The organism is Fulvivirga marina (assembly GCF_016775155.1).
Taxonomy (GTDB): Bacteria; Bacteroidota; Bacteroidia; order Cytophagales; family Cyclobacteriaceae; genus Fulvivirga; species Fulvivirga marina.
This window is the reverse complement of the sequence record NZ_JAEUGD010000016.1, coordinates 36,494-59,058: the sequence shown is the minus strand read 5'-3', so window position 1 is coordinate 59,058 and position 22,565 is coordinate 36,494. Positions and strand designations below refer to the sequence as shown.

The 22,565-nt window shown below is 39.3% G+C and carries 16 protein-coding genes; 11 read left to right on the top strand and 5 right to left on the bottom strand.

Annotation, left to right across the window (positions count from 1 at the left end; all coding sequences use genetic code 11):
• Positions 1 to 17 precede the first annotated feature (17 nt).
• The 3 genes from JMN32_RS04630 to JMN32_RS04620 form a co-directional block, all read right to left on the bottom strand.
• The gene (locus tag JMN32_RS04630) at positions 18 to 6,197 is read right to left on the bottom strand and encodes a T9SS type B sorting domain-containing protein (RefSeq protein WP_202855124.1); all 6,180 of its coding nucleotides are present in this window, start codon (positions 6,195 to 6,197) and stop codon (positions 18 to 20) included.
• A gap of 204 nt (positions 6,198 to 6,401) precedes the next feature.
• Entirely contained in the window at positions 6,402 to 9,593 is a 3,192-nt protein-coding gene (locus JMN32_RS04625; protein WP_202855123.1) for an FG-GAP-like repeat-containing protein, read from the bottom strand.
• Positions 9,594 to 9,648: 55 nt separating this feature from the next.
• Complete coding sequence (locus JMN32_RS04620) at positions 9,649 to 10,947, bottom strand: PorP/SprF family type IX secretion system membrane protein (RefSeq protein ID WP_202855122.1); 1,299 nt, start codon at positions 10,945 to 10,947, stop codon at positions 9,649 to 9,651.
• Between the two features lie 286 nt (positions 10,948 to 11,233).
• Between JMN32_RS04620 and JMN32_RS04615 the strand changes: the two genes are divergently transcribed.
• The gene (locus tag JMN32_RS04615) at positions 11,234 to 12,022 is read left to right on the top strand and encodes an outer membrane beta-barrel protein (protein WP_202855121.1); all 789 of its coding nucleotides are present in this window, start codon (positions 11,234 to 11,236) and stop codon (positions 12,020 to 12,022) included.
• A gap of 49 nt (positions 12,023 to 12,071) precedes the next feature.
• Here JMN32_RS04615 and trpF read toward each other — a convergent pair whose 3' ends face one another.
• Positions 12,072 to 12,674, bottom strand: coding sequence for a phosphoribosylanthranilate isomerase (gene trpF, locus JMN32_RS04610; RefSeq protein WP_202855120.1), 603 nt, complete (start codon positions 12,672 to 12,674; stop codon positions 12,072 to 12,074).
• A gap of 219 nt (positions 12,675 to 12,893) precedes the next feature.
• Here trpF and JMN32_RS04605 point away from each other — a divergent pair, with 219 nt between their 5' ends.
• The 5 genes from JMN32_RS04605 (at position 12,894) to JMN32_RS04585 (ending at position 15,755) form a co-directional block, all read left to right on the top strand.
• The gene (locus JMN32_RS04605) at positions 12,894 to 13,211 is read left to right on the top strand and encodes a thioredoxin family protein (RefSeq protein WP_202855119.1); all 318 of its coding nucleotides are present in this window, start codon (positions 12,894 to 12,896) and stop codon (positions 13,209 to 13,211) included.
• Positions 13,212 to 13,217: 6 nt separating this feature from the next.
• Positions 13,218 to 13,460, top strand: coding sequence for a DUF6952 family protein (locus JMN32_RS04600; RefSeq protein ID WP_202855118.1), 243 nt, complete (start codon positions 13,218 to 13,220; stop codon positions 13,458 to 13,460).
• Between the two features lie 54 nt (positions 13,461 to 13,514).
• Positions 13,515 to 13,772, top strand: coding sequence for a hypothetical protein (locus JMN32_RS04595; RefSeq protein WP_202855117.1), 258 nt, complete (start codon positions 13,515 to 13,517; stop codon positions 13,770 to 13,772).
• A 74-nt stretch (positions 13,773 to 13,846) separates the two neighbouring features.
• Complete coding sequence (locus tag JMN32_RS04590) at positions 13,847 to 15,178, top strand: hypothetical protein (RefSeq protein ID WP_202855116.1); 1,332 nt, start codon at positions 13,847 to 13,849, stop codon at positions 15,176 to 15,178.
• A gap of 178 nt (positions 15,179 to 15,356) precedes the next feature.
• The gene (locus tag JMN32_RS04585) at positions 15,357 to 15,755 is read left to right on the top strand and encodes a hypothetical protein (RefSeq protein WP_202855115.1); all 399 of its coding nucleotides are present in this window, start codon (positions 15,357 to 15,359) and stop codon (positions 15,753 to 15,755) included.
• Positions 15,756 to 15,780: 25 nt separating this feature from the next.
• Here the strand turns inward: JMN32_RS04585 and JMN32_RS04580 are convergent, their stop codons facing one another.
• Positions 15,781 to 16,506, bottom strand: a complete 726-nt coding sequence (locus JMN32_RS04580; RefSeq protein ID WP_202855114.1) for an RDD family protein — start codon at positions 16,504 to 16,506, stop codon at positions 15,781 to 15,783.
• A 33-nt stretch (positions 16,507 to 16,539) separates the two neighbouring features.
• Between JMN32_RS04580 and JMN32_RS04575 the strand changes: the two genes are divergently transcribed.
• From JMN32_RS04575 to JMN32_RS04555, 5 genes are all read left to right on the top strand, one after another.
• Positions 16,540 to 18,357 (top strand): stage II sporulation protein M, encoded by a 1,818-nt coding sequence (locus tag JMN32_RS04575; RefSeq protein WP_202855113.1) that lies wholly within the window; start codon positions 16,540 to 16,542, stop codon positions 18,355 to 18,357.
• Complete coding sequence (locus JMN32_RS04570) at positions 18,358 to 19,038, top strand: hypothetical protein (RefSeq protein ID WP_202855112.1); 681 nt, start codon at positions 18,358 to 18,360, stop codon at positions 19,036 to 19,038.
• Entirely contained in the window at positions 19,031 to 20,230 is a 1,200-nt protein-coding gene (locus JMN32_RS04565; RefSeq protein WP_202855111.1) for a hypothetical protein, read from the top strand. Before JMN32_RS04570 ends, JMN32_RS04565 begins: the two co-directional genes overlap by 8 nt.
• Positions 20,231 to 20,232: 2 nt before the next feature.
• Positions 20,233 to 21,222: an AAA family ATPase gene (locus JMN32_RS04560; RefSeq protein WP_202855110.1), complete on the top strand. Its 990-nt coding sequence runs from the start codon at positions 20,233 to 20,235 to the stop codon at positions 21,220 to 21,222.
• A gap of 95 nt (positions 21,223 to 21,317) precedes the next feature.
• The gene (locus JMN32_RS04555; RefSeq protein ID WP_202855109.1) at positions 21,318 to 22,550 is read left to right on the top strand and encodes a DUF58 domain-containing protein; all 1,233 of its coding nucleotides are present in this window, start codon (positions 21,318 to 21,320) and stop codon (positions 22,548 to 22,550) included.
• Positions 22,551 to 22,565 lie beyond the last annotated feature (15 nt).

Below are 22,565 nucleotides of genomic sequence, written 5' to 3'. Positions count from 1 at the left end.
GTCAGGGGTAACAAGTTTTAATTAACGATTTCAAGATAGCCTGCTGTAGGCTTAGAACCATCTCTCTTATCGATCACGTAAAAATAAGTACCATCTGGTAAATTTGTGCCAATTATGCTAATTCCTTTATTAGAAACACCATCAAAGAAAGTTGTTTCATTGTCATAGCCTTCGGCCTCGTATACCTGGGTACCTGCCCTGTTAAAGATCTTCACAATGTTATCAGGATATTGATCAATACAATCTATTCTGAAATAATCATTAGAAGAATCGCCATTTCTTGATATACCGTTATAAGGGTTGACTTCAGTTCGGATTTCAATATCCTCAGATATTGAACATCCTTGAGCTGTTGTTGCTGTTACAGTGTATATGCCTGCATAAGCCGGAGAAAGGTTTGGCCCATGGGCTATGATATTATCAGAGCCAGCATATGTCCATGTAATGCTATCTATTTCAACACTATTGGTAAGTACAAAACGTGCAAAACCATTTTCCTGACTACAGCTGGCGTTACCAACTACGAATTCAAACTCGGGATATACGAACTCCCCAAGAATTGCTTCCGTATCAGGGTTGGAAACACAACCGGTGATTCTACTCTTCGCAATTACAGTATATTCACTAACTGTCAGATTATTCCATACCTCTCCAATATGAGCTGTATCAGCAGTTACTTCCTGACCCACAAACCAGTAGAAAATGTAGTCGCTGGTATTGCCATTTACAGATACTGAAAGAGCACCATTATCCTGAGTCAAACAGTTAGTAACATGAGACAATACCTCTATGGTAGGGTCTGGCATGGTAGTAATGTTTTCCTCAATGGTTAGCTGCTGCGTTGAGCTACATTTTGTGATATTGTCAATAGCCACTACCTCATAAGTTCCAGGCTTCATTCCAAAGAATTCAGGACCTACATAAACCGGGGTAGGGGAGCCACTGGCATCATACCACTCGAAAGTATAGCCAATATAAGATCCATCGACCATAGCAATTGCAGAACCGTCAGCTTTGGTAAGGTCACATACTGTTACGGCTCCTTTGGCTTCAGCGGTAACCACTGGCATGTCTTGCTCAATAGTGATAGTTGCAGTACCAGATGCCTCACAACCAGGGTCAGCATTATCTACTGCTGTCAATGAGTAGGTTCCTTCTAAAGAACGACCTGACCACTCTCTGCCAACAAACGTGGAGTTATCGGGAGCTGGTGCAGTCCAGTTATAAGTATAATTATTAGGCGCATTCATAACCACACCGAATACCACACCATCATCTCCCGGATTACAAGTGGTAATAGGAGAGACCGACGTTGAAAGATTTACCGGATATTCATCTATTAATAATTCATAGATTTCAGTTGTAGTACATTGCGTAGTCGTGTTTGTTACAACTACAGTATATTCGCCGGCATCTGTCAGTCCAACCTGATCTGGTCCTGCGGCAATAGTTCCGTCAGGGTAAGTCCAGGAATAAGAGAATCCACCTCCAACACCACTGGCACTCACATGTAATTCACCAGGCAAATTAGCAGGCTGTAAACACTTAGTTGGGTTTTGGAAACTTACTAAATCTACAGAAGGATCACTGATAGTTTCATCATCAATGGTAAACTCAATTAAAGTTGTTTGACAGGCACTTAAAGTACTAATTGCTTTTACATAGTAGTTACCTGCCGCAAGGTCATTAATCTGATTCGTTGTGTTTGGTGCTCCTGCGTTAGGTAAGATGTTATTGCTAGCATCATACCACTCAAACGTATAGTTAGCGGTGCCGACAGAAACCCCATCTTCCATGATATCAGTTACAATAACCTGGCTACCATTGCTTGGGATACACCTTATAACATTAGTGATGTCTAAGCCTGCCGCAGGTACACTTACGTTTGGTCTGTCATTTAGTATCTGGAATGTTCTGGTAGATGAACATGTTAAGTAAGTTGTATTATCTACTACCCTTACTGTGTAGTAACCGGCAGCCAAGTTTATGGCTCTTTCATTATTCACTCCAGTAATGTTGATCGCACTTAGTGGAGTAGAGGTATCCTGACCTACAAACCAGTCTATAATGTAGTTAGCAGGGCTTGCTCCTCCATCTATCTCAACTTCTATTTCTCCATTAGGAGTCGCTCCCAAATCATCACAGAATGTATTTGCATTTTGAGTTATTGCCGCTACATCCGGGTATTCTACTTCCATATCAATGGATACCAATATTACTGGATCATCACAAACTGCAATGGCAGGATTTGTTGGTGTAGCAGTTACCGCGTAATCTCCGCTGGCAAGCCCGGCAAACGTATAGTTGCTTTGTCCGGATACACCCGCTAAGACAAAGTCCGGAGTGCCGGAAGCAACAGAGCTGCCAATATATAGCTCTATCTCGTAATCCGCCTGATCAAACCCAACAAGGTTGGTAGGAGTAAGCTCTACCTCTAAAGTTCCGTTGTCGTCGTTACATGTAGTTGATGAGGCCTGTGTAATAAGGTCTAATTCGTGCCCTGTTGCCAAAGGCATATAGAAAACTTCTACCTCCTGACAGCCGGTGGCAATGTTCGTTGCCAAAACAGTATAATTACCACTGGTAAGGTTACTTGCTGTAGATGTATTCACATTTGTATGTGTTAGGAATGGCGTAGATGTAAACGGGTTTACGTTACCCTGATACCAGTCAATATTATAAAGGTCCGATGACGGCGTAACATCAACTTTTAAAACACCACTTGTTGCATTACAATCAGCAGGGAATGAAGAAGCAGCGTCATCTAACTGGATTTCAGTAACAGGAGCCAGAACCGTTACAGACTTAGCAGAAGCTACGCAATTAGTTACGTTGTTAAATGCTTCTACAGTATATGTTCCTGCTCCCAATTGAATTAAGGTGTTTCCGGTTTCACTGTAATCCGGTGTAGCTTTTACATTGTTGCCATTATACCATGAGAAAGTATAGTCGCTAACTGAGCCTGTACTAACACTTGCTGTAATTGTACCATTGAAAGGCTGACAAAGGGTAACATCCGTTTTTGTCAATGACAAATTAGGTATAACAATATTGCTATTAACTGAAGCTTCTGCAGTAACTGAGCATCCAGTACTATTTTCTGTTAACCTAACTGTATAAGTTCCTTGGTCCAGTCCATTAACCGTAACTGTAGAGCCCACTAAATTGGAGGCATCAGTGTTCTGACCAGCAAACCATTCTATGGTATAATCAGAAGCATTTCCGGTGAATGTAGCTGTCACGCTTCCGTTAGGCAGGGTAGGATCACATGAATTCATATCTGTGCTACTGGTATTGGCAATCACCGGAGGTGTAGTTTGATTAACGGTTACAGTTACAGGGTCTGACTTACATTTAGAGTCAATATTAGTAGCCACAACAGTATAATCACCTTGTGCTAAACCGGTAATTGTAGCACCGTTAAAATCGGCTGTAGGTTTGATGTTATTGCCTGTATACCAAGCAAATGTAAATCCAGTTACATCACCACCTACATTGGCACTTACTTCTCCCGAGTTAGCGTTTGAGCAAATAATATCTACGGCAGAGGCTGCAACAACCGGCTTGAAAGTGAGGTCTCCTACTGTACCTGGAGCAACTCTGCTACATCCACTCAGTTTACTGGTTACTAATACCCGGTAGTCTCCGGAAGACAAGTTAGTAGCAGTATGACTTACGCTAATTGCGGGAAGTGTAATTGGATCACCTGTACTACCAGTTACCCACTTATAAGTATAATCGTTTTGTGAACCACCATTGGTGATTACTGCCTTTAATACACCATTGGGAATGATACAATTGTTGTTATCATTTTTAATTTGAACATCTACTGAAAAATCCTCTGGAACATCAACAATTTGCACTTGAACGGTATCAGAGTTACAGAAGGCTGTTTTATGCGTTGCATATACAGAATATGTTCCTGCTGACAGACCTGTGTATATAGGTCCGGTAAAATCAGGGGTACCCGTAGCGTCGGTGCCATTGAACCAGTTAAATTTATAGTCGGTAGTATTTTTCACGCCTCCAATTAGTCTGTAAGCATTTGCCGATCCGTTAGCTGGAACAGAGCTTCCAACACAGAATATATTGTCCGTTTTTTCTGCCGAAAGGGCAAAGGGAAGTGGATCAACTAAGCCATCCAGTATATTGTTGGTATAATCGCACTCCAGGAAGTTGGTGTTTGGCATGCTGATAGGTGTTGGGACGGTAGTCCCATTATCGCTTAGCACAATGAATAATTGAAAATCATTACCGGGTCCTGTTATTGTCTCGTTTATGGTAGCAACTTCTCCAATTTTGAAGTGATTTAACGTAACAGATACCGTTGCCAGCTTAACGGCTCCAGCTTGACGGGGGTCTCCATTATAAAATGATATAGGTACATTACCAGTAATGTCCACGTCTCCATTGTTAGTCATTTGGAAGGATACCTGAAAATCTAACTCAGGGCATTGTGGTTGGGTAATGCTCAAGCTATTGTCCACAAATGTTAAATCAGGAGAAGGGTAGGTAGGACACCCTTCAGAGCTTAAGAAAGGTGATTGGTTAAGGAAATTGTTCAGAGGCCTGTTTGGACCTTGTGTACATGTACCCTCAGACCATACTAAATGGTGTTTCTGCTGATGAGCCGGTATAGTAAGATCATCATTGACATTGACGTTAAAATACCCATGTTGGTTCCAAAGTCTTCTGGCAGGTACCCAAGGTTCACCACCTGACTTATACACCCTAACTTGCGAATTTTCAGAATATGAAAGGTTACAGAAGTTGTCCCAGGCATCTACATCTGATGTACCACAAACAAGGCAAAGCTCTGTAGAACCATCGGCATCTACATCAGCAACTATAGGGTACTCTATACTGGTTCTTGATATACAACGGATTTGAGTGAAAACACTACCATCTGTTCCGTTGATTATGTAAAGCCACTGCTCATCACGATAAACCACCTCAGTTTTTCCGTCACCGTTAAAATCGAATAATGTACAACCAGTATAACCAGAGGTTTCTTCATTCACATCAACACGCCACAGCAGGTTGAAATTTTCATCCAACGCATATAAAAATCTACCGGAAACATATGAAACGTTAAGGTTGCCATCACCATCAAGGTCTCCAATATTTAAACGACCAGTACCGTTTATCCACCCTTTTGCATAACTATCCGTGCCTGATGAAGCTGCACAAGTGAGGTTATTTGCATTAACACTAGGAATAGGGTCTGCGTACGTTCTTAGTATGTCATTCTTAACATCCCAGAAAAATACGGTTGTAACTCCTGCATCATCTTTACCTGTAGCGATTACATCAAGGAAGCCATCCTGGTTGTAGTCAGCAATACTGGTTGCATTTTCTGGCCTTTTTACATTATATTCTGTCCTTTGGTCTAGTAGGGTTAAAGAGCCTGCGTCCGAGGTACGAGAACCAAGGTTTACCTGATAGATATTTAATCCGGAAACCAATTCCAGGTTACCATCACCTAATATATCCACGGCCACGGGACCACCATTCATTTGGTTCCAGCTTTTATGGCTACCCGCAACCAAGCGTGTTCCTGTTCTTGCATCCCTTATTTCATCTTTATAAAAAAGCTCAACTTGTCCGTCGCCATCAAAGTCAGCTAAACTCATATGAACAGGATCCCTTTCACGGTATTCGGATCTCCAAAGTTCATTCAGCTGACAGTCATAAGCTACAATGTAGTATTCATGTATACCAGTCCAATCATAAAGGATGGTATAAATTTCTGCACAATTGTCTCCTTCGACGTTACCAATAATCACTCTCCACTCGGGTTGTAACCAGCTGTCAACAGAGGTTTCATACTTAACAGAACCATCGTTTCCGTTAAGTATGAAGAGTTTGTCGGTGTACTTGTTTTGAGCAACGATCTCTGGTATGCCGTCGGCATCAAGATCTCCCACGGCTATCCTACCTATATGATTGGCAGTTTTGTTAGGGGATGCAAAATCAAGGGTTAAAGAGAATGATGGAAATTCATTAGGGATGGCTTCGCAAGTTACATCCTGACCAATGTAAAAACCGTCACAACTGGAGTTACCAGTACAATCGGGGTCGAAACAATCAATGAACCCGTCTCCGTCATTGTCTATGCCGTCATCACAAATTTCCTGAGCATTTGCTACGGCTGCTAGCAGGAATAGAGCTGAAAAAAGGAACTTAAACTTAATCATAATTAGGGTAGTGTTTATTCTTCACTTAGATCAGCCAATCTATAGAACAACCTGCAAATAAGCATTTAATTCTTATTTTTATATAACTCTCCTTTAAAAAAGGTAACTCTCCTTGTAAGAAAATTGTAAAGTTAAATGTATAACGGTTATCAAATTGACTGATTTTAAGGAAGTTAGGTTAATTTCTTGTGTTTTTAGCATGTTTTACCGAAGTAAGGTTATGCTGCCCGATTTAACAATTTCATCATCATCACATTTAATTACATAATAATATACCCCACTAGGGAGTTTTTGTCCATGAGCTGTTCCATCCCAATTATTCAAATAGGGTTTTTCCTCTAATAGTATATTTCCAGTTTGATCGACAATGGTAACCCCACATTGGGGAAATTGCTCAATTTTTTCTATCAGCCATACTGCATTGATGTTATCGCTGGTATTTGGTGAGAAGAAATTTTTAGGCTTCAGTAGGTTGCCAATAAGATCTGTTTGGCTAAAAATGGTGATTGCTGACTCTCCGGTACAGCCATTGGCATCCTTGCCGCTTACACTAAACTCTGTAGTTTCCTTTATTGTGGCTGTAGGATTTGATATAGTAGGATCATCCAAGGACTCCGCTGGAGTCCAACTATACGTTTGTAAGCCAGTAGCTTCTAATTGTACGGTTTCACCCGGAGCGACGCTTAATCTATCAGCTGTTATGATAACTTCCGGGTCTGGAAAAGCCTTAAGTGTGATATTTGCACTTCCTTCACATCCGGTGGCATCAGAAACGGTTACAGAGTAGGTGCCTGATTGATCTACGGTAATATTCGTTGTAGTTTCTCCTGTACTCCAGGCATAACTTTCAAAGCTTTGTGAAAGGGTTAATTCTGCGCTTTCACCTGCACAAAGGACATCGGTAGTTGAGTTTATTTCAGGATTAAGACCTGACTTCACAGTGATAGACTTTGTTGAGGTATCCTCGCATGTCAATCCAATATATTTAACAGTTAGAGTAACTGTATATGACCCTTCTTGATAAACATGTGGTGATGGATTTTTTGATAATGAAGTAGTACCATCCCCGAAGTCCCACATATATTGAGCAGTTGCTCCTGAAGCAACCGTTGACTGATTGGTGAAAGTGACATTTTGACTTGCGCATGCCGAAACGGGGCCATCAAATTGAGATTGTGGGGTTGGGAAGAAGGTTAAACTTACCGGATCAGTACTCAATGCAGGGCAGGAAGCATCGTATTTAATGGAAGCTTTGTAGGAACCTGAACTGGTTGCAGAATATGATGAAGACGTTGCGCCAGCAATTGGACTGTTATCTTTAAACCATTGGTAAGTATAACTTCCTGAAGTGGGTGAAATAGTTAGCGTCACATTATCACCTTCACATTGGCTCGCTCCTGATGCACCTCCTAAGAAAAAATCTGGAGCCGACACGGCGTCAATAGTAATTTCTTTTGTTTCCAAAAGGCAAGTTCCAGAGTATACATGTAGATAGTAAATACCCGTATTGATAAACCTAAAGTCAGGAAGTGTAACTGGATTGCCAGTGGCAGAAAATCCTTCGGGACCTTCCCAATTATAAGTCAACCCAGCAATAGTTGTTGCACTAAGATTTAATGTCTCGCCTATACATACAGGGCCTGGGTCATTTACTGTTGGGGATCCGATAGTTCCGGGTGCTTGTACAGTTACTGTTATAGCATCAGATGTTTCAGAACAAGAGCCGGCTTCATCAAGCACTACGGTGTAAGACCCTGAAGTGGTAACATCAATAAATGGATCTGTGTCGGGTAGGGGGCTTCCATCTCTGTACCATGTGTAAGTTGCTCCACTAACTTCCTGGGTGGTAAGCCTAAGAGGGTTGCCCGTACATACTGTCATTGGTCCCGGAGGATCTATGACCGGTTTAATACAATTGGCATTCCTGATAATTGAGATCTTTGAGGCTGGTACGCCATTGCTATCGTCATCTACGCTCGTAAATACAATGTCTGGTTTTCCATCCCCGTCTATATCCTCGGATCGGACATTCCTATTGATATAGGTTACACCCAGGTCTAGTTTTTGAAAAGAAATAGAGCCTGAGCTGTTATTATTCAGAACGGTCAATGCCTTGGTGCTTCCAAGAGTTGCAACAAGGACATCTGGCTTGGAGTCGCCATCCAGGTCTCCTATATCTAAGCCCCAGGGAACTAGCGCTGTGCCTACCGAAGTCGGACTACCAAAAGTTAAGGCACTACCTTTTGTGGCCTGGTTGGGCATGATGCTAATGTCGTTGCTAAGGTAACGAGTTGCCAGAAGCTCTAGCTTTTTATCATTATTAAAATCTGCTGACTTAAGGTTGGCAAGGGTTCCCCCAATATCAGTAAAATGAAAAGTGCTTAGTTGAAGGTTGCCAATGGTACTATTATTTTCTGAGAAGAATAGTTTTCCATCCTTCAAAAAGTTGTTAGTGATAATATCAGGCTTCAGATCAATATTAAAATCATTGACCACTATACCCCCGCTTACATCACCATTTGGTATGGGAATATCTACCGGAGTAGCAAAGGTTGCAACACCTCCGCTGGTGGTGTTTTTAAGAACGGATACCTTACTGCTGGCTTGGTCTGCAACAATAAGCTCTGGTTTTCCATCCAGATCAAGGTCATGAATTTCAATTCTTTTTGTTGAATTACCTGATATAGATACACCATTCACTGTGAATGAAATGTTACCTACAGTTGAATTATTGTTCAGAATAAAAACCCTATTGCCTGTACTACCCTCTGATAATACAGCCTCTGGCTTGCCATCTCCATTCAGATCACCACATTTAACATTGAGTGTAGGAGCACCGATAGCAGGGTGGACTGATGTAAAACTAATCGAACCCACTGTACTGGTGTTTCTCAATATAGTGAAACTATTATCTTTTGAATTAGAACCTATAATATCATTTAACCCATCTCCATCAAAATCACAGACACAAAGGTCATATAACCCTGATTTTGCATTAAAGTCTATTTGTGTTTCAAAATCTGCAGCGGTTAAGCCCGAGGGGCCTCCATAGCTTAATAGAAAAGGCAAAGGGCTATAACCTGTTAAATTGTTACTTAGGTTGGTTACAGAAATAAGGTCATAAGTTGCAGAGGCCGGGACCTCAACCTCAATTAATTGGCTAGTCCTTGAAACCACATTCCCTAAAGCACCTCCAAATGAAACAATTGAGGAAGCGTTAAAATTAAGACCTTTAATGCTAATCGTTTGCCCTGCATAAGCCTTATTTGGTGATACTTCTCTGACTACAGGAGCCTGAGCCAAAGTTGTGCCTGCAATAAATATAAAACACAGAAGCATAAATAACGTCCTGAGCCGGTGTTCATACAGCTTTTTTATATTCAGGTATAGGTGCATTCGTTGGTTGTAGTTAGGTATGTATCTTACTTTATATCATAAGGTAACCTTGTAATTATTGCTCAATGGCAATAATTGTTACACTTTTATACTTAGTCAGTTCCTGAAGGGCTCTTTTCTGTTCATTGGCTTCTTTCAGTTTGAATGTTTGGTAAGTATAAACATGATATTTGTTGTCAACTTTATTGTAGAATATATTCGTATAGAGTTCTCTTTCCTCTTTCATCCTTCTCACGAAAGCATCGGCTGAGTCGAAATCTTTAAAGGTTTTAATCACTACATAATACTTCTTAGGTCTATCACTTCCCTTGTCTTCACCGCCACCTTCAGAAATATCTTCAACAGAATACCTGGCTCTGTGAGTTTCTGTTTTTTCAATAGTTCTGAGTATAGGCTTGGTTCTTTCCAGCTTCTTGCGTTCACCAATATTAATGGTTAATTGAAGTTCATGAGTTCCGGCGGTGTATCCATCTACTAGGTTACTCGCGGGTTCATAGGCGTAAGCAAACGAAAACGACGAAATATTAAACCCTACCAGCCCAAAGGCTCCATAATTAAGTCGATACCCTCCACCAATCCAGAAATCTTCATGTAAATGCAACGTAGAAAGCACTTCAATCCGTTCATCCGTCACCTTTGAGTAGCGATACAAAAGGTACATTTGTAATGGGGCATAGGCATCTTCAATAGCCACTCTTCTACGTATACCTTTAATTCTTCTGGTTACGATCTTCTTATCTATCCGTTTTTTATAATATGTAGAGAAGAGTATCTCATCGAAGGGAGAAAACTCATAATTTTGAAAGTCTTGGGTGCTTATAATGGTTGGCTTAAACAATTTAGGAATGGTTATACCCAGATTTAAACCACTCTTGGTTTTAAGCTTAAATCCAAAGTTTGCAATGGGTTGAATATTGTTCCTTAAAAATTCGTCGAGAACAGGGTCGTCCGGATCATCAATTTGATCAAAATCTATATCAGTACTGGTAACCCCTGCAGAAAGCCCGAAGGATATTTTCGAGACTTTTGTGAGGTATACAGTATAGGCATAGGTAGCCAGTAAATCATTGGTAGTTATCAGACCACGTTCATAATTGCGAATGGTAAGCCCATAAGCATGCTGCTTATAATCAAATGGAGCCTCAAAAGTAAGTGTAGATACCACAGGAGCGCCTTCGATGCCTCTCCATTGCTGGCGGTGGTTTAATGTGAAGTTCAAATAGCCGTTAGATCCTACTTCTGCTGGGTTAAACAGATATGGGTTATTATAATAATGATTATAAACCGGAATCTGCTGTGCATGCAGCAAAAAGGCCTGTAACAGTAAAAATACTATACCAAAAAATTTGCCCATTCCATGTGTTAAATATGCGCGTAGATACAAATAACATAAAAAAATGCAAATTTATTATCTACAGAATACTCCTTTAGGAGTTAAGCTACGCCCTATTTGCGATAATTGTTTTTATAAAAGCCTTTTCAAGTCTAAAAAATATGATAAATTGTCTCAAAATTAATAAGTTTGCATTAAATTTTCAATTAATAAAGTTGGCTTTAAAATTACTGAATACAAAATATAATTTTTTTATCTACAAATGATCTTTATCGCCAACAGACGTTTTTCCTGCTCGTTGCTATTTATGTTAGCAGCATCTTTATTATTTAGTATTGATTCTTTGGGGCAAATACTTATCGGGCCCCGTGTAGGTGGACAGATGTCATGGGTCAGTTATGATAACAGTCAAGTTAAAGAATATTATGATATTGAACCGCTATATGGCTATTTTGGGGGTTTTACGGTTGCTTTTCGAGTAAGGGATAGATTTTTTCTTCAGACGGACTTTGTTTATTCCAGAAAGGGAAAAGTAATAGAGGGTACAGGCGATGCTTCGAAATCAGATCCGGAATTGGAGTACAGGTCTATTACACATCATTTTGATCTGCCCATAGTTTACCGAATGGATTTTAAAGGAAGTTTTGGTGAAAATTTAGGTTTCAAATATTTTGTAGGTCTGGGACCCAATATCAGTTATTGGTGGAAGGGGAATGGGACATTGAAATCGGGTGAGTTGTTGGAAAGTCATATTGAAGAACTTGAATATGACGTTAAGTTTGGTGGCACTAACGAAAACGATGACCCAAGTATACTCGTAATTGAAGATGCTAATAGAGTGCAGTTAGGTATAAACTTTGCCACAGGTTTGGTCCTTGAACCCACAGGAGGTGGAGTATATATTGTTGATTTCAGGTTTGAGTTAGGCCATTCTTACCTATATAAAGAATCTCCCGCCCAATTTAGTAATATAACCTTTGTTGATCCCGTTAAAGGTAGGAATATGGGTTTCAGACTTGGTTTTGCTTATTTACTAGACACCAAGGTTGCTCAAAGAAAGAAAGGGAAAAGTACCGGAAGAAACAGAAGGAAATAAGCAGGACTATTCCTAGGGATGTTAGTAAGGTCAATAGAGAGAAATAATCTTAGTAATCCTCATCCTCAAGTGCTTCCAGAATATCTGCCAGCTCATCATAGTCTTTATATCCAGGTCTAAGCTCATCACCCCCTTGTAGAGCTATACCATAAGCATTGGTTTGCTGTACTATGCTCTCTGCGTTTTGATCCGTAACACCCGATCCTAACAGTAATTTGTAGTGAGCCGCTGCATCTGATATTTTTTTTAATTCCTCCTGAGAAATTTCATTTTCTCCAGAAGTTACTAGTAAATATTCCACTGCCAGATCTGTAGGTAGCTGCCCTAGGGTGTTTAAGTCTGTTTTAAGTATTAAAGGAATATCGAGAGTCTTAAGAGCTTCAAGTTGTGTAACATCTACAACCTGTATATAATCAATATTATAATTTTCGATGGTTTCAATAACTTCTGAGCTACTATACCCTTCAAATTCGCCAACATATTGTACTCCAGATAGCCATTCGGTTAGCTCATTATAATTTTCAGGAGAGATATAATTGCTGTTGTCCTTTTCAAGGTTAAACCCAATAAGGTTAACCTCCATGCCTGCACAATAACGGGCATCAGATAAATTGTTTACAGTACTTACTTTTACGAAGGTTTTAAGTGCCATAGATAATAATTATGAGTCAATTGAAACAATCCATTAAAAACGAAAGCAAATCTAGCTGAAAATATCTTTTTTCGCGTAATCATTGACAAAGATGTTGTATGACTGAGGTTTGGCTGAAAAGATATCTTAATTTTAGCAGCTATTAACTTATTAGTTTAACGGGTGTCTTTAAGAGTGATTTGCAGTAGTAGTTTTTATAAATTATAAAAGAAGTAAAATATGGCAGTAGAAGTATTGACCGATGAGAATTTTAAAACCGAAATAAGCAAAGGTAATAAAGCCGTAGTAAAGTATTTTGCCGGATGGTGCGGCAGTTGCAGGCTTTTTGCTCCTAAATTTAAAAGACTGTCCAATGACGAAAGGTTTTCTGATGTAGCATTCATTGACGTGGATGCAGAAAAAAATCCTGATGCCAGGAAAGTTGCTGGGGTAACTAACCTTCCTTTCTTTGCAATCTTTAAGGATGGGGAGTTGGTTGATACTGTTGCTTCCAGCAAAGAAGAGGCTGTATTGGAATTATTGGAAAAATTAAACTAATAGCAAATGAAAATACCTGAAATAAAGCGTTTGGTAGAGAATTATACTATTGAGGACTTAATAGCTGCTGAAGAAGCGCTGATCAATGAGGAAGAGTCGACTATAGAGATAAACGGAGCAGATGAGGGTGAAAAATTAACGCATGTCTTTGCGGCTATCTATATTATCAATAAGATAAAAGATGATAATGTTGATTTTAAGGCAGCATTAAGAGATTATACGAGCAAGGTACGAGAATCAATAAGCTAATTTTTTTATATAAATTTACAGAAACTATTTAACACTACCGGAAGTTGGTGAATTATGAAGTGTGTAAGTAATAAAGTATGCTATCATTCGAAAGGAGAAGCTGAGGAAGCGCTCATTCACCTTCAGGCTAAATATAGAACAGCTTCCGGTGGTGGACCAACATCTACTTATTGGTGTCCCGACTGTGGCTATTATCATACCACCTCCAAAGGTGAGAAGAGTGCTACACTTCAATCAGCGGAAGTGAAGAAAAGAATAGAGGTTCAAAAAGAGGCGAATTACTGGGAGGAAAAGTTCAAAGGAAAGTTTTAGCATTTTTTTTCTGAAGGGTTATGGAATAACCATATCTAGCAGCATCATATATGTATAACAAAAAGCTTACAGATATGATGATTTTAAAAACTTTTAGCCTAATAGTTGCTGTCGGTGGTTCTATACTTATTACATTGCCGACCGCTCAGCCAGTTACTAATAACGTACATTACCCTGATGTACAAGAAGAAATCCCCGTTTGTTACACTGAAAAGGGGTGTGTGTTCAGAACATTATTTGGTGAGGAATCATCAAGTCAGGGTTACATAACTAATACAGATACAAATATTGAGCTATCCATAGATAAGGGGCTTGCCTGGATGGCTGCAGCTGAACTTTCCAACGGAGGTTGGGGAGCAGGGAGTCACTATAGTCAAGGGATTATGGATCCTCATGCTGTTAGTGCTGATCCGGCTACAACGGCTATGGTAGGAATGGCCTTTTTGAGGACTGGTAATACTTTGCAGCATGGGGGTTATTCAGTTCAGTTAAAACATGTACTTGAATATTTACTGAAGGCGGTAGAGTCTACAACCGATGATCAACTGAAAATTACGACGGAAACGAATACCCAGATCCAAACCAAATTGGGAAGTAATATTGATGCTGTGCTGGCTCTTCAATTCTTTTCTAATATTGTTAGTGAGATGGAGGAAAATGATCCCGATAAGGTGAGAGTTCAGCGATGCATGAATATTTGCGCTGATAAAATTCAACAACAGCAGGATCAGGATGGGAGTTTCAAAGGTTCCGGATGGGCTGGCGTGTTGCAGTCTTCTTTAGCAAACAATGCATTGGAATCGGCGGAATATGAAGGTGCAGACATAGATGAAACTGTACTTGAGAGATCCAGGAATTATCAAAAAAACAATTATGATGCCTCGTCTGGAAAGGTCAATGCAGAGAAGGGGGCAGGTGTAGTGTTATATGCCGTTTCTGGCTCGGTGAGGGCAAGTGCTAAAGAAGCTAGAAAAGTTAGGGAGGAAGTTGATAAGGCTGTTAAGGAAGGGAAACTAGAAAGTAACGAACCTGTAACAGCTGAAAGTCTGACAAAGATTGGATATAGTGAGGATGAAGCTCAAAAATACTCAACAGCTTATCATGTGTATGAATCAGCTAAAGAAACAGCGCAGGAGGATCGAGTGATTCAAGGATTTGGAAATAACGGGGGTGAAGAGTTTCTTAGTTATTTGCAAACAGGTGAATCCTTAATAATCAATCAGGATGAAGATTGGAAGAAGTGGTATAACAATGTTTCAGGAAGGTTAATCAGTATCCAAAATGAGGATGGAAGTTGGAATGGACATCATTGTATAACCAGTCCTGTATTTTGTACAGCCACTACTTTGTTAACCTTATCTATTAACAATGATGTTGAAAAACTTATAGCATTAGGAAAACATTGAAATATTATAGCCTGGGTATGAGCTAAAGACGGCAATTACCCATGGCTTTATCCATATTGAATAGTTTTCCCGTATTGGGATCTTAAAAAGTTATATTATTGCTTAATTTAATGAATAAAAAGCGTTTTTTTAATGGTATTGATTTTGGTACGATGTAATAAAAACATCCTAAAAGATCATGAATAGACAACTCACACTGATTAAAATGTATGTTCTGCTTGTTTACGCAGATGACATTATTGATGACAAGGAACTTGTGGTGGGAAAGAGGATGGCGGAGTATGAAAGGATTACAGAAGATTCCCTGGAAAGAGAAGTAGAAACCCTAAGAACCATTGACCATGCCTTGCTTTACAAAGAAGTTCTTCAGGGAATGAAGCAACTTGATATTAACATCCAAGTTCGCTTTGTAGCATGGTTGAGTATAATTGCCAATGCTGATGGTTTTATGGATGAAAGGGAGTGGCAGTTAATATACAGGCTATATAGCAAAGATTTACATCTCCCGTTAGCAGATATCATGCTTAAGCAAAAGGAGTTAAAGCAATATATCAAAGTATCTCAAAAGGCAGCTTGATTAGTAGGGTATATTCTTCGTAGTCTTAACGGGTTAGTACAACATAATCTTTAATGAGAGTTTGAAGAAAGTCGAGATCCCCGTTTGTGTCTTGATCTACTTTGATTTTTTCCTTAACCTTTACAGCAAGCGTATGTACCGCTTCGCGATGGGCTTGGTTAGGGAAAGCTTTATATCTTTCTATTACGCTTTTAACCAGTAGCATATTAGACTCTGAAAGCTTCTTAACCTCAGGGTATACAGGCTGGTAGTTATCAATGGAATTAATGTTAATAATGTCATTGAGGCGAAGTGTCCTAGTTGGTTTAATTTTTATTACGGTGGTTTCTGCCGCCATATCCCCAAGCCTTTGATTTTTGTTAGAACTTCCTATAAAAATAGCAGCCAGTACCCCAAAGGATAAATAGATATCTACCATTCTAAAAGCCCACCTCATTACATAGTCACTGGATCGGGGCTCAGCACCATTCAATTTCACTACCTTAAGATCCATCACTCGTTTTCCTGGAGATTGGCCATGATTGAGTGTTTCAAAAGCGAGACTATAAAAGAAAATTATAGGTACTATAAAGAAATAATACAGGTATTCTGCTGTACTGGTGAAGGCTATAGTGATGATAATGGAAATAATAAGTGAAGCACCACCCATAATTAGAAAATCTACCCCAAAGGCCAAAACCCTGTCACGAAGTAAGGCTGCTTCGAATTCAATACTAACATTTTGTGTGGTGTTAATTTCAATTTTTTGCATATTGCCAGTTTAAGAGCAAATTGGTCATATTATATGAAGGAGACGAAGTTCATTGAGCAAAATAAGGAAAAATGGCTAAAATTTGAACAACTTCTCCGCCTTAACAAAAGAGATCCTGACAAACTTAGTGATCTTTTTATTCAGATCACGGATGATCTTTCATATGCACGCACCAATTACCCTAACCGGTCTATTCGTGTTTACCTCAATAATCTCGCACAGCAACTTTTTTACAACATATATAAGAATAAAAAAGAAAGCAGAAATAAGTTTGTTAATTTTTGGAAGGAAGAATTGCCAAGTGTTGTTTTTTACTGCAGGTATGAACTTTTTACAGCGCTAGTAGTTTTTTTGTTGGCATTTGCTATTGGCGTACTATCCTCAGTCTACGACCCTGAGTTTGCCAGATCTATCCTGGGAGATAGTTATGTTGACATGACTATCAATAACATAGAAGATGGGGACCCTATGGGGGTTTATAAAAGTTCCAATGAAGTGGATATGTTTTTGAGTATTACGTTGAATAACGTAAGGGTGGCTTTTCTTACATTTATCACGGGCATCCTTGCTTCTTTGGGTGCAATCATCGTTTTAGTATATAACGGTATCATGGTGGGTACCTTCCAATTCTTTTTTATCGAGCGAGGGTTGGGGGTAGAGTCTTTTCTTAGTATTTGGCTTCATGGTACTTTGGAGATATCTTCTATAGTTATAGCCGGTGCAGCGGGGATAGTGTTGGGTAAGGGATTTGTTTTTCCAGGCACTCATTCGCGGATACGGGCTTTTCAGCTTTCAGCAAGGCGAGGACTTAAGTTGTTGATTGGTATTGTTCCCATATTGGTATTTGCTGCACTGATCGAGTCATTTGTAACCAGATACACTGAACTTCCGGATATGGTAAAACTGACACTGATTTTAGTGTCATTATTCTTTATGGTTTTTTATTTTGTATGGGTACCATTTTCCAAGCATAGGAATGGTACCCTACAACCATTAAGAGAAACTCGTCTACAGTCGAGGAATTTAAAAGTACCTACACTGGAAGGGAAAATTAGAAAAGTCAATGAGATCTTTAGAGATGCTGTTTTAATTTACCAAAGAATAGTTAAGCCGTATTTTAAATCAGCCATATTGCTTACACTAGTGTACCTGGCAGGAGCAGCATTTGTTTTGCGAGAACCTATAGGGAATAGTTTGATTTACGTAGATTCATGGTTTTTTAAGAAGTTGTCCTTTCTTATTGATTATCAAGAATATCCCGCGTTATTTTTTGTTAATTTACTTTTTCTGGCGGGCATTGTGTATCTTACCTTGCTTCGGTTTCCGAAATATCATGCAATTAAATTAAGCAAGCAGCGAGCCCTGATAGCGGGTCTATTTGCAAGCTTTTTAATTAATATGCCATTCTTCATCAATGGATTTTTTTCTTTTTTCTTTTGGGTATTGATTATGCCAATGGCACTATTTTGTACATTCATTTATTTAAAGGAGCAAATTTCATTGGGATCAGCCATTAGCCGCGTGAGTGGTCTTTGGAAAGAGACGTTGGGAAGAGCCTTGGGGCTTTATGCTCTGTTGCTATTTATTGGTTTTACCTTCTTTGTTTTAACTGATACGCCCTTTTTTGCATTCTATATGGAGTTTATTCAGGCTAATTTTGTGTTGGATCCGGAAACAACTTACCATATTGGTTTGGTAATAAATGGATTGGTCATGACTCTGGGGCTCGCAATGGTTATACCCTTCTTTTTGTTGGGATTCTCGATCCAATATTATACTCTTGTAGAGATTAAGGAGGCAGTATGGCTAAAGGAGCAAATCTCTAATTTTGGTAAAAGAAAGGATGTTTAGGTGAGAATCGTAATATTGACGATAGCATTGGTTTTTTTTGTGTTTACTGACAGCAGATGTCAGAATGAGGATTTTGATACCTTCAATAGACAGCACTGGAAGGAAATAACTAAGGATATTGACTATTCCCCAGATAAAAAGGAGCTTAAAAAAAAAGAAAGAGAGTCTAAGGGAAATGTCCGCTCTAAAGGAGGAAGTATATTCCCCGCGGGCGGGCAATTTTTGCAGATCATTGTTATTGCGGTTTTCATTATTATCCTAATTGTGGTTATCAGCAAACTTGCCGGTAATAATCTTCGCATAAAGGCAAAGCACAAGGGAGGTGATATGCAGCAAAAGCTAGAGGATATTGAGCAGAACCTCATGGAATCTGATTTGATGCAATGGCTCAAAAAAGTTGTTGAGGATAAGAATTACCGTCTTGCCCTGAGAATTTATTACCTGATAATTATTAAAGAACTCGCGACTAAAGGTTTGATCAATTGGAAGAAGGAAAAGACCAATATGGACTACCTCTACGAAATGAGAGGGCACAACACTTATGATCGCTTTGAGGAAGTAACCGGCATTTATCAATTGATATGGTATGGAGAGAAGAATATGGGAGACCAATATCTTGTTGAGATGAGTCATAAGTTTAAGAGCTATTACCAATCCATAAATCAATATGACAATGGATAGGAAAAAGCTATTGATCATCATCGGGGTTTTACTTATTGCTGTGTTCTTATTTTTTTTCTTTACAGCTGGTAGCAATAAATTTTATAATTGGAGTGAAACTTACAAAATTGATAGTAAGCAACCATACGGAGGCTATATTTATCATGAACTGATGAAGACTCATTATGATGAAAATTTTACTATTATAGAGTCGCCTGTGGCAGCAAGTCTTTCTGCAGACCAGGAGCAATCTTTGTATGTTTTTTTAGGGCGTGAAGCCTACTATCGGTATGAAGACCTTGACAGTCTTACTTCTTTTGTTTCTGCAGGAAATTCTGCTTTACTCGCAACAACAGCATTTCCTTACGACCTCAGCTATGAAATATATTTTGATGAGTGTGGTGTGATAAGCTCAGAGCCTGCTGAAAAAATAATGATGAAGTTTGAGAAAGAACCTGAGGAATATGCATATGAGTATATCATGTATTGGCGTCCAGTGAGTAATTATTGGAGCTACCTTGACAGTTTGGAATGTACGGATGTTGTGGAAGTGCTGGCCTATTTTAATGAAGATAAGCCTAATTTTTTCAGAGTCAAATTTGGTGAAGGTTATTTCTACTTCCATACTACTCCATTGGTTTTTGGCAATTACTACCTCAAGAATGAAGAGTCTTTAGCGTATGTAGAACAGGTGATGTCTTATTTTCAAGTCAGGCAAGTGTATTGGGATGAATTTAGTAAAACCCCGTTTGACGAAGCTGAAAGCAAGGATAGTCCTTTGAAGTATATACTTTCTCAGCCACCACTGAAATGGGCCTGGTATCTGTTGCTCATCACCAGTTTCATATACATGATCTTTTATGCTAAGCGAAGACAACGGATAATTCCTGTATTGGAGCCCAATACGAATACCACCATTGAATTCGCCGAAACTATGGGCTATTTGTATTTTGAGGAACAAAATCATAAGAAAATTGCTGATCATAAGATGAACCTCTTTTTGTCTTATATTCGGCATAATTACAACTTGCTTACAAACGTGTTAGATGACAATCTTATCAAAAGAGTCAGCTTGAAATCGCAGGTGCCCTTTGAAGAAGTGGAGAAAATATTTAAAGAATATCAAAGATTGGATTTTAAAGTGGAGATAAGTGCCGATGATCTGGTTGCTTTCCACGAAATGATTGAATCATTTTATCAAAAGAGTAAATAAAAATGGAAGAAAATTTACAGGAAGAAGGTCTACGGGAGGATAACGAACTCATTAGGTTTAGGAATAATGTAAGTGCTGTACGGCAAGAGATCAAAAAAATATTGGTAGGTCAGGACCAGTTGATCGACCTTATGATGGTTTCTTTATTCACTCAGGGGCACATTTTACTTGAAGGTGTTCCCGGTTTGGCAAAGACCATGGGGGCTAAGCTTTTTGCTCAGACCTTATCTGTCAAATACAGTCGCGTGCAGTTTACTCCAGACCTGATGCCTTCTGATGTAGTGGGGACTTCCGTTTTCAATATGAAAGACTCGGAGTTCAAGTTTAATGCAGGACCTGTTTTTGCCAATATAGTGTTGATCGACGAGATCAACCGAGCCCCTGCCAAGACTCAATCTGCCTTATTTGAAGTGATGGAAGAGCGTCAGATCACCGTAGACGGTATTACATATAATATGGACTTTCCATTTATGATCATTGCTACCCAAAACCCCATAGAGCAGGAAGGTACTTATAAACTCCCTGAAGCACAGTTAGACAGGTTTCTTTTTAAAATAAAACTTGATTACCCGGGTTTAAATGATGAAAAAACCATTCTGAGAAGGTTTAGAAGTGACTTCTCGCTCGAGCTTATGAAGGCCGTAAAATCTGTTTTGAAGAAGAAAGACATCAAAGAAGCAGGTACGTTGATAGAGCAGGTCCATATCAAGGATGAAATACTTGATTATATAGCGGAAATAGTGCATGACACTCGTAATAATGGAGACCTCTTTCTTGGGGCATCCCCAAGGGCTTCGCTGGCTTTAATGAGGGCTTCCAAGGCTGTGGCAGCCATTAATGCACGCGATTTTGTAATTCCTGATGATGTTAAATTTGTTGCCAAGGCAGTCCTTAACCACCGAATTATTCTGAGTCCTGATAGGGAGTTGGAAGGCGTGGAGCCTGAAGATGTAATCGATGAGATTATCAAAAAGGTTGAGGTGCCCAGGTGAGACAACTAAAGAATTTATATCTTCCTACCAGATTCTTCCTTTTGCTAGGAGGGGTTATTTTTTTGTTTGTTTTAGGTTTTCCATGGCCAGTATTTATGGCTATAGCCAAAACGGCACTTGTGGCTTATATGGCTGTTGTAATTGCTGATGTACTCATGTTACATGGGAAGTCGGTTGCCTTAACCTGCTCCAGAAGCACTTCAAAACTACTCTCACTAGGCAATGATAATGAAGTAGAGCTTCGGATCAGAAATATGTCTTCCATACCTTTGTCTATCGAAATTGTAGATGAACTTCCTTACCAGTTGCAAAGAAGGGGGTTTGTAAAGCATACCCACCTGTTGCCAAATGAGAAAAACAAAACTGTTTATAACATTCGACCGTTGGTGCGAGGGCAATATAACTTTGGAAAGGTTCATTTATTCTTAACCTCTGTTATTGGTCTTGTCCAGAGGCGTATATCTTTCAACCTTGAGGATAATGTCGCTGTTTACCCTTCCATTATTGATATGAAGAAGTATGAGCTTAAGGCAGCTGTAAGCATCACTTCAAATTTTGGTATTAAGAAAATCAGAAGGATTGGGCATAGCTATGAGTTTGAGCAAATCAAGGAATATACCATTGGAGATGACTACAAGAGTATGAACTGGAAGGCGACGTCCAGAGCTAGTAAACTTATGGTAAATAGCTATACAGATGAAAAGGCTCAGCAGGTTTATTGTCTTATAGATAAAAGCCGCTATATGAAGATGCCATTTAATGGACTAAGCTTACTGGATTATTCGGTTAACTCGAGTTTAGTTATAGCTAATACATCGCTTCAGAAGCAGGATAAAGCAGGATTGATCACGTTCTCAGATAATATGGGTAGTATCATTAAGGCAGATCGAGGTCGGAGCCAACTGAAGAAAATACTGGAAGCTCTTTACAGAGAAGAGGAGAGTAGGCTGGATGCTAACTATGAAAAAATGTATACAGTACTAAGGAGAACCCTGAGAGGCCGTAGTTTGATATTTCTGTTTACAAATTTTGAAAGTGCACATGCGTTGGAACGTGTATTGCCGGTACTTAGGAGGATCAATAAATTACATTTACTTGTGGTGGTTGTATTCGAAAATAAAGAGCTTATAAACTATTATAGTGCTGAAAAGAAAACACTCAAGGATATTTACTATAAGACCATTGCGCATAAGATCGCTTCTGATAGAGAGCAGATCACTAGTGAACTGAGTCGTTATGGCATACAAAATATATTTACTCGCCCGGAAAACTTATCCATTAATGCTATCAATAAATACCTGGAGTTGAAAAGCCGTGGTATGATCTAAGGCCGATCCATTGAA